Genomic DNA, 16,707 nt, shown 5'->3' with positions numbered 1-16,707 from the left:
CTAACCTTAAATCAAGCCTACGAAGCCTATTTGGTTTTTGCCTCACAAACTATAACACACATTTGTAGCAGTTAATCATAATTAAAAGCTGTTACAAATGAATAATCCTTTTGAGTTAATTGAAGACAGGTTTAATGCCCGATTTGATAAGTTAGAAAAATTAATTCTTGACAACAATCGGCCAGCAATAACACTTGAACCCCGGGACAAACCACGACCATTTTTTACCACTGATGGATTAGCTGAGTTTCTTGGTGTAGTTAAGCCGACGATTTATACAAAACACTCAAAAGGTGAACTTCCAGGTGGCTTTAAAAGAGGTAAGCGACTCTACTTCGATCGTGAAACAATCCTCAATTGGATAAAGGAAGGTCACCAAAAATCAAAGGTCGAAATCGAGGCAGAAGCAGAAGCTTTCCTGAACTCAAAAAAGTAGGAAATGCAACCAAAACCATTAGGCTTCACGCTATTAACAAATCTTGAATATGATTTCCTATTCAATGAAGGTGGCGATAATCTAATTTCATTCTTTGCAACTCTAAGATTTCATAAAAATGGAATAGTTTTTAAGCGAACTGGAAAGCAGGGAACGGTTGCTATACTTAAGACTGCCACCGGTCTTTCAAGAACGTCAATAGAAAAGTATTTAAGCCCTCTTTTAAGCCTTGACTTAGTCGTTGTCCAAAGCAATGGAAACATCGCTGTAAGAAGCCGTAAATGGACTTATAAACATCTACCAAAACAAAAGAAATTAAAGCTTATCCCTATTTCCATTTATGGAAAGTTCACTGATACGAAAGTGAGTTCGAGGTTCATAAGAATTCATAGTAACATTAGAAGTCAATTACCCCAGATTGAGAAAAGGTCTGAACGGATCAAACTATTAGAGGAGCTTACCTCAGGCAGCATCAAGAACCTGTCTGACCTTAAGCGTGCGAAGCGATTGGAACAAGACGGTTTGACTGTGGCTGACCTGGCGGAAAGTCGTTTAAACAGTACCCTATCCAATCTGGGTTTTGACAAAATACTTAGACCGTCTGAAAACAAAAATACCAAAAGTGCAGGTAAGTACCACAAACATAAAATGCTCAACGGCAATTTAATCAAACAAAGGAGAATCATAGAACTAAAATTCCCAGGTGTTCAAGATAAAAGGTTTGCTAGGGAATTATCTGAAGATGAAGATTTCAAAGGTGGTGCTTTTGTTACTTCTAAAGGCATTTTCATTGAAAAGAGTCCAGAGATTTCTATCTCCTCTATAACTCCTCTTAGTAGGTGCAAAAAAAAAGCAAGTTGAAAACAATCCAAAATTGAACGAAAAATGTCAAGTAAAAACGAACGACCCTTAACAACTTCCCTCTTGAAGTTGCTAAAGAGCAAAGGTCAACTAAGAATTGATGCTGCGGATGTAGTTAAAAAACATCCGGACGGAAGTGTTACCGTAAAAATGAGCAATGATGAAATTTTAGCAATGCGCCTTCTTGAATACACAAACAGCAAAGATCAAAAACAAGCAAAGGAGGCTGCTAAGTTGGTTGCATCCTATGTTTTGGCCTATCCAAATAGAAAAGTTAAAGTAACATCAAGTAACAATGCCATTTGATAGTAAAACAGCATCCGAAGCAGGGGCAAAATCTTCAAGGAAAGGAAGCCCAAATAAGTCCACGGCATCAATACGTAGTAGAATACAAAAGCTAGTAGATGCTGAATATGAAGCTGTGTTGAGCGACTTAAAAGAGCTCTCGCCCAAGGACCGGGTGAATGCCTTCATTTCGATGTTGGAGTTTGTTTTGCCCAAGCTGAATAGAAGTGAGATTGAGGACGTAAGCTTTGATGTCCAAGGTTTTCTTAGCCTAAGTAAAGAAGAACGGTTACAACAGATTGCGGCCCTTGAAAAAAAGGAGATAAACAAAGAACTTAAAAAGTACCCCAATGGACGATGAACAAAAGCTTGAATTGATGAAAAGTCTGGTAGACGTACCGGAACGCCCTGGGTACCTTCCAACGCCCACGGTTTATACCAATGACCCTTTTGTTGAGGTACCAACCCAGGTCACGAAATACGTTGAGGGATTTGGGGGAGCAATCGAACTGGAAGCTGATGGACGCATGAGAATTGATCACTACCTGAACCTATTGAAGAAATATAGTCTGGACCATCTTATGATATCAAAGCCAACGGTGTTCCAAACCTATTCAGAAGAACAAATTGAGGCCGTCCGAGACGGTATAAACGATAGTCATTAATAATTAAATCAAAACAATGAAAGCAACTAAAAAGCATGCCACTAGGCGATTGTGGAAACCGAGGGCCGAACAAACGTTTCAGGATATCCTTGGACAAGAATTGGTATTCCCGGACTTGATAGCCGGGGAAGATGCCGCTGTGGGCGATACTGTTTATCTGGACGGCCAATTTGCAACGGGTACATTCATAATGCCGGGTGGTGAAACCATTATTGCCGAAGATGGGAAAGTAATCGAGGTAATCGAAGCTTCTGATGAAGTCCTAGCAAAAATCAAAAGAGTAATCAACAAAAGAAAAAACAACAAAAAAAGACGAAGTTCATGAATGCGACAATTGAAAAAAAAGGTGAATTACTTTGGGTTGACCAAGAAGCAATCGATAAAACAATGATTAGTTATGAGGCATGGGCCAAAGAAGCCGAATACGCCTTAGATGAAGCCCAAAAACTCCTGCCAAAAGAACTTGAACAAGAACAAAAGGAATTGTTGCTTAATCAAGGATGGAGTGCGTTAGAGGGACTTATTCGCAATGCTTATGGATTCCCAAAAGCCACTGTTGAATTCGCTCTTTCAAGTCAAGGGCTAGATGGCAGTACTGCAAAAGCAGCTTTTGACCTTGTACCGGCTAGACATGCAGCCGTGGGCTTTAAAGTGACCGGTGAAAGTGTTATAGTAAGCCCTGAAACAGAGCAAAAGGTGAAAGACAGGCATTATCATTATGTGAACAATAATATGCAGTCCAAGGCTCTTAAAACGGCCAAAGAATTGTGCAATACGCTGAACCAAGCCTTTAGTGAGGGTATTATTGCTACCGTAGACCGGACACGATTAAGAAATGCCCTGCCCAAACTGATTAAATTGACCTCAGCACCACAGGCCAAACAAGTTTTTGAACCTGCCGCTAGAAAGATTGGACAGATTAAAAATTAGACTTTTTTGATTTAGATTTTGATTTGGTCTGGAACCGTCATCATTAATTTGGTGGCGGTTTCTTGTTTTTATCGTTGCTCCGCCAGATAAAACTGTTTGAGTTATATTGCGATTGCAGCAGGGGATTGTTCAATTAAAAACTATAATTTATGGTTTTAAAAATCACCTTGCGGTTACCTCTGCCGTCAAATAAGACACTGAACCAACTGCTAAAGTTGGTCAGATTGATTTTAGAGGTAAGTTTGTTGTATCTGATGATACGATAACAGACTTGTCGGGAAGGTTTAAGCTAAAGCCCAATGGGAAATAAGCCAAGGCCACTTCCCGATAAGGGAAAGGTTCCCAACCCTGCTGTATTTTCAAAATAGCACTGCATTGTGTTAATTAACGCTGCCATTGGTCTATTTCACATGCATTTGATGGAAAAACACAACATTTCTTTGTATTTTAAGTGGCTTGGCAATTATATTAGCACTGAATTGTTGTAAACATTCAAAGGGTATTGATTATGAGATACTTACTAATTATTTGTGTTTTCGTTTTTATTGTAGGTTGTGCTTCTACAAATATTCAGGATAAAGACTTGGGAACAGTTCAATTAAGGGAGAGATTCGATTCTTCTAAAGTTTCTCAAAATTCACACTTAACTATTGTTCCTGATTCAGTTGCTGTAGTTTCAAATAAATCCCGTCGCTAGGCACCGCCCCGCTTATACCTAAAGAATTTTTTGATATCGCTTCGAACATGTAGGCTAGAAGCTTATTTACATTAAGGTTCGGATTTTGTCTTTCGATTTCATTCAACTTTTGAGATAGCTTAAAAGAGTTATTGGCGTATGGATTCCATAAAAATGTTGCTAATCCAACAACCTTGTCTTTTTTAGCTGTCTTTCCCATTAAGATTATTGGACCCCCTGAATTTCCTTTATTTAATGTGAGATCTACCCATGCTTCCTTTCTTGGGTATGAGGTTTGTTTGCCATTACCATTAATAAGGTTTTGTTGACCTTCATACTTAGTAGAAAACACGCCTTTGGAAATAATTCTTTGTTTTATCTGAAGAGGGAAGCCTGCGGTATAAATCTCATCGCCTTCTTTAACATCTTCCCATCTTCCTATGGTTAAAAAATCATACTCCTTCGAACTAACCTCTCTAGGGGCTAGTATAATGAAATCTTTGATAAGACTATTTAGGTATTCATCTCCATAATATTCGGGAAGGACTACATATTCCTTTTCATTCCCACTTCTAAATGTAGCATGGATTACCCTAATTGAATCGATATTTTTGGTTTTCGCGTTCCTGTAAAAAGCAGGCTGAATTACATGATTACAAGTAGCGATGTGGCCCATTTTACTTACAACGAACCCAGTACCAGAAGCACCTAATGAATCTATTGTGATTCTTGCAATAGTATTATTGAGTTTCCTAATACGTTCTTCACCTAGTGATTGTGAATTTGCATTAATAAAGAAAATCATGAATAAGGCAAGTAGCAATCTATACATAAAGGTAAAAGTAGATAAGAGTAACACTTAGTTCCAAAGCTGGTTTTAAACAGTTTTCAACATGATATGTTAAGAATCCCCGGAAAATGGGCAAAATTTATATGTTCAGACTAGGTAGTGAAATGGCGAAGTTAGATACCGCTAATATCAATTTTGTGTAACAAATGTGTTACATCTCTAAAATAAAAAACCACCTACAGATATGTAAGTGGTTGATAATTAAAGTGATCGCGATAGGATTCGAACCTATGACCGTCTGCTTAGAAGGCAGATGCTCTATCCAGCTGAGCTACGCGACCCGACTTTGCGGGTGCAAAGATACTAATGTAAGTGATTGTAAAAAATATTTTTTTTGATTGTCTTCAAATTTATACCATCCTACCATCCAAAAGGTTGATAATTCTGGAACCGTAGGCTGCATTTTTTTCGGAGTGGGTCACTTGAATAATAGTAATTCCCTCTTCATTTAACTGCTTAAAAAGCCCCATGATCTCCTCTCCTTGTGAAGAGTTCAAATTTCCGGTGGGTTCATCCGCTAGTATTAGTTTAGGGTTGGAAATCAATGCTCTGGCAATACCTACCAATTGTTGCTGACCACCACTTAATTGGGCAGGAAATAAATCTTTTTTTCCAACAATATTGAATCGGTCCAACATGTCGGCAACCTTGGCCTTACGTTCTGGAGTTTTTATTTTTTTATACAGTAAGGGCATTTCTAAATTTTCCTGTACCGTAAGATCATCCAAAAGATGGTATGACTGAAAAACGAAACCAATATATTCCTTGTACAAATTAGCTCGATGCTTCTCCTTTAAGCTGTGTACCGATTCATCCAAGAAGTGGTATTCCCCTTCATCAAAGCCATCGAGCATACCGATAACGTTCAACAAGGTCGATTTTCCAGAGCCCGAAGGCCCCATCACGGATATAAATTCGCCTTCCTCGACTTGAAGGTTGATATCCTTCAACAGAAAGACACGTTGGCCGCCCTGCTGTACCCATTTAAAGATGTTCTTTAGTTCTAGTAGCATTCTTTATAGTATTTAGTAATCTGTATTAAAAAAAAAAATTCTTAAAATTAAACTGAAGCTTACTCCGTCCGCAAACTTTTTACAGGGTTTACGCTGGCCGCCCAAATCGACTGATAGCTTACCGTAAGCAATGTGACTAACAAGGCCCCGATCACGGCCAAGGCAAAGACCCACCACGGAATTTCCATTCGGTATTCGTAGTTCTGCAACCATCTCGACATAAAGTGGTAGACAATCGGGATCGCAACGAAACCCGAAATCAATACCAACAACACAAAATCCTTGGATAGCATTTTCCATAAGTTCAGTACCGAGGCACCCAATACTTTTCGCACCCCTATCTCCTTGGTACGCTGTTCGGCTACGAACGATGCAAGGCCGAAAAGGCCCAGGCAACTGATAAGAATGGCCAAAAGGGTAAAAACGCCGGCCAGGTTGCCCAGTCGTTGTTCGGATTGGAACTTTCGGTCGAACTCCTGGTCGATAAATTTGTAGTCGAAGCTAGCCGAGGGTACCACTTTGTCAAACACATCCTCGATTTTGGAAATGGCATTTCCCGCGCTCGCGTCGGGCCTGATCTTGATATTGATGTAACCCACATTTTCGTAATCGATAAAGAAGAGTGCCTGCTTGACCGGCTCGTAGGGCGATTGCATGACCATATCCTTGGTCACCCCGATGATTTTGGCCCGTTGCGGGCCGCCAAAGGAAATAAAGGTGCCTACGGGGTTTTCCAACCCCATATATTTTACGGCGGTCTCGTTGATGATGATGGCCAAGGAATCGGAGGCATGATCCCTGGAAAAATCCCTTCCTTCCAAAAATTGCCATCCTACCGTTTTTCCATAATCGTGGGTGACCCTAAGGATACCGAAATCGGGCCTGAACTCAGGGTTCTTTCCCTGCCAACTAAGTCCACCGCCACCATTGCTGTAAACGCCGATCAATGGGGAGGACGATTGCGCCATGTCTTCCACGACCCCTGTTTTTTTCAGCTCGTTGCGCAACAGGTCGTATTTGCCGTCATACACGGGATTGTTCATCTGTATGGAAATCAGGTTGTCCTGATCATAGCCCAAAGGCCTATCTTTTGTAAATTCAATCTGATTAAAAACGATGACCGTTCCCACGGCCAGCATGATGGAAACCGCGAACTGGAAGACGACCAGCACTTTTCTGGGAATCGCGGAGTACGGCCCTGCCTTAAAGGTACCCTTTAGGACTTTGACAGGACTGAACGAGGACAGGTACAAGGCGGGATAACTGCCCGCCAATATGCCGGTCAATACTGTAAAAGATAGTAGGGAGGCCCAGAAAACGGGGTTGCCCCAAGGAATGTTCATTTCCTTCCCTGCCAGTTCGTTGAACCACGGAAGGGAAAGTAATACCAGTAGCAAAGCGAGAAGAAGGGCGATACCGGAGATCAGTAGCGATTCGGTCAAAAATTGGATGACCAGTTGTTTCTTTTTCGACCCCACGGTCTTGCGGATGCCCACTTCCTTCGACCGTTTTTCGGAACGGGCCGTGCTCAGGTTCATAAAATTGATACAGGCCAGGAACAGTACGAATATGCCGATGGCGATAAACAACCACACAAAAGTGATACGGCCCTTGGTAGGGTTTCCCTGTGCGTCGAACTCGGAATACAAGCGCCATTTGTCCATCGGATAGGCAAACGGATGCAGGTTTCTCCTCCCAAAAACTTCGAGCTCTTGCGAAGGACCGTATTGCGTATAAAGATTTCGTAATGCGGCATCGGCCGTTGCGAAGTCGATTCCTGGTTTCAATTGTACATAGAGCTGAAAAGACCAGTCGTCCCAAACGGTTTTGATCCGTTCGAAACGTTCAGGTTCATTGGCCTCTACCAACTTCCAATTGGCGAAGAACTTTACGAACCCGAAACTATTGTTTTGGGGCAGGTCTTCGTAAACCCCTTTGACGACGGCATCCATTTCATTGTTGATCTTTATGGGTTTACCGATGGGGTTTTCCTCACCAAAAATGGCCAAAGCAGTGGATTGGGACAGTACTATGGCATTCAATTCCTCCAGACTGGCACGGGAACCTTGCAGCATGTTCAAGGAAAGCATATCCAACGCCCCACTTTCGATAAATTGTCCGGTCCGGGTATGGTTTTCCCCTGAATCGGTCAGCACATAATCGCCCGTCCAAGTGGCCCTTAAGACGTGCTCGAAATAATCTTTGTAATTTTCCTTGATAACGCTCCCCATAGTATATAGGGTGGAATTGAACGTGCCGATTTCGCCTGTATCCAGATTCTCGCCCCTGTTATAGATCTGTGCGATCCTATCGTGGTTCTTGTGATAGGTATTGAAGGTAAATTCGTCCAAGACCCATAGCCCGATCATGATGACAACGGCCATGCCCAAGGCCAATCCACCGATATTGATGGCTGAGTAGCCTTTGTTTCTTTTAAGGTTCCGCCAAGCGGTCTTTAGGTAGTTTCGTATCATGGTTCTCGTTTTTTGTTGATGGTTTACAGACCTGACAGGTCTTTAGTTTCTATTGTTTCAAGTGACAGTCCAAATTCAAATCGAAACTTTTTATAGAAATTAGACCGCTTCACTCATAGAATATGGACAGTTTATCCTGTTTGGTTCTTTTTCATTGATTCTACATTCGTAATTCGCATTTCCCACTTCATACTTTGTACTTTTTACTTCGTACTTTGAAATCTCGCATCTAGAAAATCATTCCATTCTCAAACTTTTTACAGGATTTTGCCTAGCCGCTTTAATAGCTTGAAAGCTTACTGTAAGCACCGTTACTGCGAGGGCACCAAGCATGGCAAGGCCAAAAACCCACCATTTTAATAGGATGCGGTACGGATATTCCTGAATCCACCCATTCATTACATAATAGGCAATGGGCATAGCAATAAAGCATGAAATGATCACCAGCTTTAAAAAGTCTTTCGAGAGCATATTCCAAACATTGAAAACCGTGGCTCCCAGTACTTTGCGTACCCCAATTTCCTTTGTACGCTGTTCTGCCACAAAAGAGGTGAGCCCAAACAATCCCAAACAACTGATGAGGATGGCTAAAGCTGTAAAAATGCCCGAAAGCGTACCAATGCGTTGTTCAGCAGCGAATTTTTTACCATATTCCTCATCCACAAAATCATATTGAAAGGGTATGATTGGGAAATGCTCCTTGAACACCCGTTCGATAACAGCCAAATTCTGTGCGGCACTTTGGTTAGGGTTGAGCCTAAGGTTATAATAACTAATGTTCCCATAACGATCATAAACATACCAGGCCTGTTTTACAGGTTCATAAGGTGACTGAGAAACAACATCTTTTACCACTCCAATGATTTTGTGATCAGGACCTGGGTCTTCCTCGTTACTATCTCGGATAATTAGTCCTACCGGATTTTCCAATCCCATATATTTTACAGCGGTTTCATTGATCAATATGCCCATGGAATCCGTAGGCATGTCCCTCGAAAAATCACGCCCCTGAACAATTTTCAAACCCATCGTAGTTGTATACTCTGGTGAAACCTCGGTCCAAGCAAAATCCTCTTGAAATCCATCAGGCTTGCCCTCCCAGGTATAACCGCTGCGGTTGGACCAAATATTGGTAATCGGACTGCTGGAAGTCGCCATACTGACCACAGCACCAGACTTGATGAATTCTTCGCGCATTAAATCAGCTTTGCCGTTAAAGTCATTGCTGAAGGTGGGTATTTGCACCAAACCATCTTTGGTGTAGCCAACGGGTCGATTTTTGGCATGGTTGATCTGCTGCATCACGATGACCGTTCCTATGATAAAGGCCACCGAAACCGTAAATTGTACCACGACCAAAATTTTTCTGGGCAAGCTAGCATAACGTCCGGCCTTGAACGTTCCCTTTAATACGGTTACCGGGTTGAAAGAAGAAAGATAAAGTGCCGGGTAACTTCCTGCCAATAAGGCTGTAAATAAGACAAAGGCCAATGATGCCAACCAAAATATGCCATTGCCCCAAGGGAAGCTAATTTCTTTTCGAGCCAGTTCATTAAAGCCGTTCAACGAAATGTTCACGATGATGATGGCCACCAAAAAGGCGAAAAGGGTCACCAAAAAAGATTCACTTAAAAACTGATTGATCAATTGCGAGCGTTGCGACCCAATTGATTTTCGAATACCAACTTCCTTGGCACGCTTTTCAGAACGGGCCGTACTCAAATTCATAAAATTGATACAGGCCAATAGCAATACAAACACCCCGATGATGCCAAACAACCATACATATTTGATACGCCCCCCCACTTGTTTACCTTCTTCAAAATTGCTACGCAGGTGCCAATCATCCATGGGCAGCAAAAAGATTCTTGGGTTAAATTCGGCCACTTCTTCATCAGCATTTTTTTTAATATCGATAATGGCATCGGTCACATTTTGCATGGTGGAGTTCTCGGCAATCTCCACAAAAAGTTGAAAGGAATTGTTCTGCCAATTGTCCTTGGAATTCTTGATCCATTCTTGACTATTGACATAGAGTTCCCATGGCAGTAAAAAGGACATGTCCCTAAAATTGGTGTTATAAGGCAAATCTTCATAAACGGCCGTAACCGTCATGGTGTGTTCGTTGTTTACTTTTATGGCCTTGCCAATAGGGTCTTCTTCGCCAAAAAGGGCATTGGCAGTGGATGCGTTCAACATTACAGAATTTACATCACGTAGCCCATCTTTAGTTCCCTTGAGGATGTTTAGATTAAAAAGGAAGGGAGCATCGGGCTGCATAAAATTGCCCTGACGGGGAATATTGGTCTCATCATATTCCAAATATTGTTGGTTTTCCCATGATGACATGACCAAATATTTGAACAGGTCATTATGTTGATTTAGCAAAGCTGGTTCCAAAGGTTGGGGAATAGCTGGCCCAGTACCCGTTTGCCCATTAAAGGTCTGGGACTGGAATATTTGGGCAATCTTATCTTTCTTGGTAAAATAACCGTTGAACGAAAGTTCGTCGTTCATCCATAGGCCAATAATCAGGGCCACAGCCATCCCCAAGGCCAATCCCCCTACATTAATAACGGTATATGCCTTGTTTTTGGTTAGGTTTCGCCAAGCGATTTTTAAATAGTTCTTTAACATGATTGTTCGTTTTTCTTGATTGATTATAAGTCATTCCGACAGAGGCCTTGCCGACGAGGAATCTAAAAAAACAGATTTCCCACGCTCACTTTATTCGGTTCGAAATGACATTTTTCATATATGTTTTTTCCCAGCTTTTCATATCTATTATCCATTCTCCCCTTTTGGGGGAGACAGAGGGAGCTTTTATTCCGTTCTCAAACTTTTTACAGGATTGGCAATTGCTGCTTTTATGCTTTGGTAACTCACCGTGAGCAAAGCAATTAATACTGCTAAAAACGCGGCAATGAAAAACTCACCAACACCTATATTGATTCGGAATGTAAAATCTTCCAACCAGCGGTTCATTGCAAACCACCCAATTGGTAAGGCAATAATGATTGCAACGAAAACCAACTTTAAAAAGTCAAATGACAATGTATATGTGATTTGGCTGACAGATGCACCCAATACCTTTCGAACCCCTATTTCCTTTATTCGTTTTTGAGCGTTGAAAGCAGCAAGACCAAATAATCCCAAACAGGCAATGAATATGGAGAGTGAGGTGAAAATGATAAAAATATTGCCCAATCGCTTTTCGTTCTGATAAACTTCATTGAACGAATCATCCATAAACTGATAATCAAATGGTAGCGTAGGGGATCTTGCGTCCCAAAGTTGTTGTATTTGGGCTATGGAGTTTCTAAAATTACCCGATTTGAGCTTTACGATTAGATTACCGGAGCTTCTTCCAATTTGTAACGACAATGGACGAACCTCATGGCGCATGCTTTCAAAATGAAAATCCTTAACGACACCAATAACAGTGAAAATAGATTGGTCTTCTTCACCAATACCATTGAAAATACGTTTTCCCAAAACCGACTCTGGATCAAGCCCAATGACATCCAAGGCTGATTCATTGATGATAATGGCAGTAGAGTCAGTTGTTATATTAGGGTCAAAAGGCCTTCCTGAAACCAAATTCAAATCAAGGGTGTTCATGTAATCAAAATCCACACGCCACCCCTGCATGTTAATGGCCGATTCCTGTTCCAACTTATCTTCCAAAAAATATGAAGAATCACTTCTATAAGATGGTGTAGGGACATAACCACTAAGCGACGCATTTGAAACTTGGGCCAATTGTTTCACCTCTTCTTTAAAAGACTCGGCCTGCTCGCTTAATCTCTCAATGTTATTGACCAACAATACTTGGTCCTTGGTGTAGCCTAGATCCTTATTTTGGATAAAATTCAATTGTTTGGATACGACTAGGGTACCAATGATTAAAAAAACCGATATGGCGAATTGGAATATTACCAAGCTTTTGCGCAATTTTGACCCCCCAGTACTGTTTTCGCCCCCGCCCTTCAATACTTTGACTGGTTTAAATTTTGACATAAAAAACGCTGGATAGCTGCCAGATAAAAGTGCCAGAATGCCAGTTGCAAATATCAAAATAGCCCAAAAATAAGAGTTCAACAGTGGTAGTTCAATGGATTTATTACCCAACTCATTAAAGAATGGCAGTGCCACAAGAGCCAATAATACAGCTACCAGCATGGCTCCAAATGTTATTAATCCCGATTCAGTCAAAAACTGTCTGATCAAGGATTTTTTATTTGACCCCAAGGTTTTTCGAATACCCACTTCCTTTGCACGTTTCAATGAATATGCAGTTGACAGGTTCATGTAATTGATACTGGCCAATAGAATTAAGAAAAGGGCAATAAATGAAAGGATATAAACATTGTTGATGTCCCCGTTTACCCCCATATCTTGTTCCCGATGCGAGTTTAAGTGAATATCGGTCAAAGGAATAGTTGAATAATGAACATAGTTGCCCGAAGCCTCAAATTCTTTAAGTGTTATACCTGGAAAAAATTGTTGGGCGTAAGGCATTAAATAACGTTCCATCATCCCCTGTAAAGGTTCAGCAATATCTTCTGATGAGCTATTCGGCTTTAGTTTTATAAAGGTGTTATAATTATGGCTTCCCCAATTCAAATATTGGTCTTCATAACCCTCCATTGACATGAATACCGAATAATCCGCCAAAAACGAATTGTTGGGCAAATCTTCAATAATGCCGGTAACCGTATAGGTTTCCCCTTCGTTTAAAATGAGTTTCTGACCTATAGCATTTGATACAGGAAAGTGTTTCTCTGCGGCAGACTTCGTTAAAATCATAGTGTTCGGGTTGTTCAAAGCCTTGTCAGGATTGCCGTAAAGCATGTTCAATCCGAACATTGACACCAATGTGGTGTCAGCATATGCCGTTCTTTCTTCCATTACCAGATCCCTGTCTGTTGTTTTGTTTAAGGAAGATGCCCCCCATGGCCTAAAACGAACGACACTCTCAACTTGCGGAATGTCGTTTAAAACAGCTTCTGCCATAGGGCCGGAAACTTGAGACATTTGTCTGTCAGGCCCGCCAAATTTCATATCCACATTAATACGGTGAATGCGTTCAGCATCAGCAAACATTTTATCATAGCTAAGCTCATCATAAATGTATAGGCAGATTAAAAGGGTCCCTGCAATACCAATGGCTAGCCCCAACATATTGAGGCCATTCAAAAAAGGTTGTTTTTTAATACTTCTCCATGCTACTTTTAATTGATTTTTAAACATGACTCTTTTATTTAGTTGTTCGTTGACTGATTCTGGTCATTGGATGCTACTTTTAAGTCCGAATTCAATAATTACATCCTTTTAACTCTTTATCTGGTATTTTACACTTTTTTAGATTCTTCATTCATCCCTAAGCTATTCTGTTCTTAGGCTTTTCACCGGACTAGACAGGGCAACCTTTAAGGTTTGATAACTAATGGTTGCAAATGTGATGATCATTATAGAGACAATGGCAAATGCGAACACCCACCAATGAATTTCAGTTCTATATGTATAACCTTGAAGCCATTGCTCCATCAAATACCAAGCTATGGGCGTGGCTACAATACCTGCAATGAGGATTAATTTGAAAAAGTCAGCAGAGAAGAGCCCCAAAATATTGGCAACATTGCTCCCCAAAACCTTTCGTATGCCAATTTCCTTGGTTCGTAGCCCCACAAAGAAAAGTATGAGTCCATATAACCCAAGGCAACCAATAAAAATGGCCAAAGCGGAAAAAACTTTAGACAATGTCAGATAACGTTGTTCTGTTTCATATTGCTCCATAACCCTATCATCCAAGAAACGAGGTTCATAGGTATATCCAGCGAAAGTATCTGACCAATAATCATCTATTTGATCTAATATGTGCTTGGTATTGTGCATATCCATTTTAATGGCAATCTCATCAAACCACCCAGGTTCATAAGCCATTAGCACTGGACTGATCTCCTCTGTAAAATCAGTATCATGAAAATTGCTTACCACTCCTACAATGGTAGCCTTTATATATCCACCATTTGCAGTAACTTGTTTACCAATCAATTCTTCAACAGGGTATACGCCTAGCTTCTCCCCTACCTTTTCATTGACAATGACCTCTGTGATGGAATCTCTTTCAAAAAAGTTTCTCCCAGCAACCAGAGGAATATCAAAAGTTTTCAAATAATCTTTATCCATAGACTTGAATTGAATACTGAATTCTTCATACTCTGGTCTGTTGCTATATTTAAAACTAGTTCCCAAACTATTGATGGAGCCCCCAGGACTTGTTAAGCATATAGATACTTCACTAACTCCTGGAATACCACTAATTCTATCTTTTAAACTTTTAATTTGTACTACATCCTTATCTTCCGGAATACTTACCATAACAATGGAATCAGAATTGAATCCAAGGTCACCATTTACCGCATAATCAATCTGTTTGGAAATTATAATTGTAGCAACAATGAGTATTATAGAAATTGTAAATTGTGCCACCACAAGTACTTTTCTCGTAGTGCTTCCTCCGGTATTGTTGTGCTTAAGTTTTCCTTTCAATGCCAAGACCGGAACAATGCGGGACATTAAGATTCCTGGATAACTTCCTGATAAAAAAGAAACCAAGGCGAGAACCACTATTACAAATGCAAAAAACTTGTAATCCAATAAACTCTTAGCAGTAAGTTCCAATTCAAACAAGGTATTAAAAGAAGGTAAGAACAATATTGCCATCAAGAGTCCCAAAGCAATGGCAAAAAAACTAATGACAAACGTCTCGGACAAAAACTGCCAAAAAAGATGATATCTAAAACTGCCCAATACTTTTCGTATTCCTATTTCCTTAGATCGATAAAAGGCCTGGGCGGTTGATATGTTGATGAAGTTGATACAGGCTATTACAATTAAAAACATCCCTATTATGGCAAAAATCCATAGCAATCCAGAATTCATTCCTCCATAGTTTGCATTGAAATGAATATCCGATAACGGTTGTAACTTGTATTCATGCCTGTTTTTACTATTGGGGCGGTGTTGCTTAGGAAGTTCCAATAATACCTCCTCAATAGATGCTATATCTTGATTGGGGTGCAATAGTGCAAAACATTGCATGCTTGAAGAAATTCCGCCCCAAGTTTCCTCTCCCACAAAATCGTTGAACTTTTTAATTGTGTTGAAAGAAATAAAGATTTCTTCTGTAATCAACGAAGTCTTGGGCCTATTTTTTAGGACTCCTATGATCTCAATGGTTTCCTTGTTATCAAAAAGAAATGTTTTTCCCAAGACCTCTTTGCTTCCAAATAATTTCTGGGCCATTCCCTCACTGATATAGGCCGTATTGGGTTCCTCTAAAGAACGGTCTCCCAATACATTCAGCAATGGAAAAGTCATAATGTCAAAAAAATCAGCTTCTGCAAAAACCGCATCTTCCTTAAACGCCTTTTGATTGTGTTCTTCCCCTACATTAAGTTGATAATCCTCCCAATTCGCAATTTTGGCTACTTTCTCCGCATATTGATAGTTTTCTCGAAATACTTTGGCGAATGCAGGAGGAACACTAGCCTCATAATCTATAATATCCCGATGCTCCTCTGTAACTACTCTATAAATTCTGTCTGAGTTTTCATGGAAATTATCAAATGATAAATGATAGGACAAGAACAGAAAAATTAGAATGCTACTGCCAAAACCAATAGCGAGACCCAGAATGTTTATGACCGTAAAAACCTTTCTTTTAAAAAGGCTTCTCCAAGCAATTTTTAAATGGTTTTTGAACATGATGATGATTTTTGATTTTGATTGATGAATAAACTCCTACACCATTGCTCCCATGGGTTTGTTTTGACTTTCAGTTACTATTTGGCCGTCAAAAAGGTTAATAACCCGGTGGGCATAATGTGAATCACGATCAGAGTGCGTTACCATAACAATGGTTGTCCCCTCTTGGTTCAGCTCAGTCAACAAGTTCATGACCTCTATCCCGTTTTTGGAATCCAAATTACCTGTAGGCTCATCCGCCAAGATCAGTTTGGGGTTGGTAACTACTGCACGGGCTATGGCCACACGTTGTTGTTGCCCTCCAGAGAGTTGTTGTGGAAAATGTTTTTCACGATGTGCGATTTTCATGCGTTCCAGTACTTTTTGTACTTTTTCCCTTCTTTCAGATTTGTTCATTTTAAGGTAAATCAAGGGGAGTTCCACGTTTTCGTATACCGTTAACTCATCGATTAGGTTGAAACTCTGGAATACAAAACCAAGGTTTCCTTTTCTTAATTGAGTACGCTGGCTCTCCTTAAGCCCTCCAACCTCATGACCCGCAAATTGATAGGTTCCTTCGGAAGGGTTGTCCAACATTCCAATAATGTTCAGGAGTGTTGATTTGCCACATCCTGATGGCCCCATAATGGCCACAAATTCACCTTCGGCAACACTGAAGTTTACCCCGTTCAGGGCCAAGGTTTCCACTTCCTCTGTTCTGAAGCTTTTTTTTAGGTTATTGATCTGTATCATTTTTAATTGATT

Annotated in this window: 14 protein-coding genes and 1 tRNA gene; 7 read left to right on the top strand and 8 right to left on the bottom strand. The window is 40.5% G+C overall.

The annotated features are described in order from the left end of the window. Positions 1 to 97: 97 nt before the first annotated feature. From HJC33_RS09340 to HJC33_RS09310, 7 genes are read left to right on the top strand one after another with little or no spacing between them, the layout of a single operon-like run. On the top strand, positions 98 to 436 hold the full coding sequence (locus tag HJC33_RS09340) for a helix-turn-helix transcriptional regulator (protein WP_171658552.1): 339 nt from the start codon (positions 98 to 100) through the stop codon (positions 434 to 436). Between the two features lie 3 nt (positions 437 to 439). Next, entirely contained in the window at positions 440 to 1,297 is an 858-nt protein-coding gene (locus HJC33_RS09335; RefSeq protein ID WP_171658551.1) for a hypothetical protein, read from the top strand. A 24-nt stretch (positions 1,298 to 1,321) separates the two neighbouring features. Further along, complete coding sequence (locus HJC33_RS09330) at positions 1,322 to 1,603, top strand: hypothetical protein (protein WP_171658550.1); 282 nt, start codon at positions 1,322 to 1,324, stop codon at positions 1,601 to 1,603. Next, entirely contained in the window at positions 1,593 to 1,943 is a 351-nt protein-coding gene (locus HJC33_RS09325) for a hypothetical protein (protein WP_171658549.1), read from the top strand. Before HJC33_RS09330 ends, HJC33_RS09325 begins: the two co-directional genes overlap by 11 nt. A gap of 16 nt (positions 1,944 to 1,959) precedes the next feature. Further along, complete coding sequence (locus HJC33_RS09320; RefSeq protein ID WP_171658548.1) at positions 1,960 to 2,247, top strand: hypothetical protein; 288 nt, start codon at positions 1,960 to 1,962, stop codon at positions 2,245 to 2,247. A gap of 16 nt (positions 2,248 to 2,263) precedes the next feature. Beyond that, positions 2,264 to 2,572 carry a hypothetical protein gene (locus HJC33_RS09315; RefSeq protein ID WP_171658547.1) on the top strand — a complete coding sequence of 103 codons (309 nt, stop codon included), beginning with the start codon at positions 2,264 to 2,266 and terminating at the stop codon, positions 2,570 to 2,572. After that, entirely contained in the window at positions 2,569 to 3,177 is a 609-nt protein-coding gene (locus tag HJC33_RS09310; RefSeq protein ID WP_171658546.1) for a hypothetical protein, read from the top strand. The genes HJC33_RS09315 and HJC33_RS09310 overlap by 4 nt, the downstream gene beginning before the upstream one ends. 647 nt (positions 3,178 to 3,824) lie before the next feature. Here HJC33_RS09310 and HJC33_RS09305 read toward each other — a convergent pair. The 8 genes from HJC33_RS09305 to HJC33_RS09270 form a co-directional block, all read right to left on the bottom strand. Further along, entirely contained in the window at positions 3,825 to 4,685 is an 861-nt protein-coding gene (locus tag HJC33_RS09305) for a S1 family peptidase (protein ID WP_171658545.1), read from the bottom strand. Between the two features lie 225 nt (positions 4,686 to 4,910). After that, positions 4,911 to 4,984: transfer RNA gene (locus HJC33_RS09300), tRNA-Arg, on the bottom strand. A 69-nt stretch (positions 4,985 to 5,053) separates the two neighbouring features. Then, positions 5,054 to 5,716, bottom strand: coding sequence for an ABC transporter ATP-binding protein (locus tag HJC33_RS09295; protein ID WP_171658544.1), 663 nt, complete (start codon positions 5,714 to 5,716; stop codon positions 5,054 to 5,056). Positions 5,717 to 5,775: 59 nt separating this feature from the next. Further along, positions 5,776 to 8,190 carry an ABC transporter permease gene (locus HJC33_RS09290; protein ID WP_171658543.1) on the bottom strand — a complete coding sequence of 805 codons (2,415 nt, stop codon included), beginning with the start codon at positions 8,188 to 8,190 and terminating at the stop codon, positions 5,776 to 5,778. Between the two features lie 237 nt (positions 8,191 to 8,427). After that, a complete protein-coding gene (locus tag HJC33_RS09285) occupies positions 8,428 to 10,827 on the bottom strand; it encodes an ABC transporter permease (protein WP_171658542.1) in 2,400 nt (799 codons plus the stop codon). Positions 10,828 to 11,013: 186 nt separating this feature from the next. Beyond that, positions 11,014 to 13,443, bottom strand: a complete 2,430-nt coding sequence (locus HJC33_RS09280; RefSeq protein ID WP_171658541.1) for an ABC transporter permease — start codon at positions 13,441 to 13,443, stop codon at positions 11,014 to 11,016. A gap of 135 nt (positions 13,444 to 13,578) precedes the next feature. Continuing rightward, on the bottom strand, positions 13,579 to 15,963 hold the full coding sequence (locus HJC33_RS09275) for an ABC transporter permease (protein ID WP_171658540.1): 2,385 nt from the start codon (positions 15,961 to 15,963) through the stop codon (positions 13,579 to 13,581). Between the two features lie 36 nt (positions 15,964 to 15,999). Further along, entirely contained in the window at positions 16,000 to 16,695 is a 696-nt protein-coding gene (locus tag HJC33_RS09270; protein WP_171658539.1) for an ABC transporter ATP-binding protein, read from the bottom strand. Between the last annotated feature and the right edge of the window lie 12 nt (positions 16,696 to 16,707).

This window comes from Flagellimonas amphidinii (assembly GCF_013090115.1).
GTDB lineage: Bacteria > Bacteroidota > Bacteroidia > Flavobacteriales > Flavobacteriaceae > Flagellimonas > Flagellimonas amphidinii.
The sequence above is the reverse complement of the archived record's forward strand: the minus strand, read 5'-3'. Positions and strand labels throughout refer to the sequence as shown.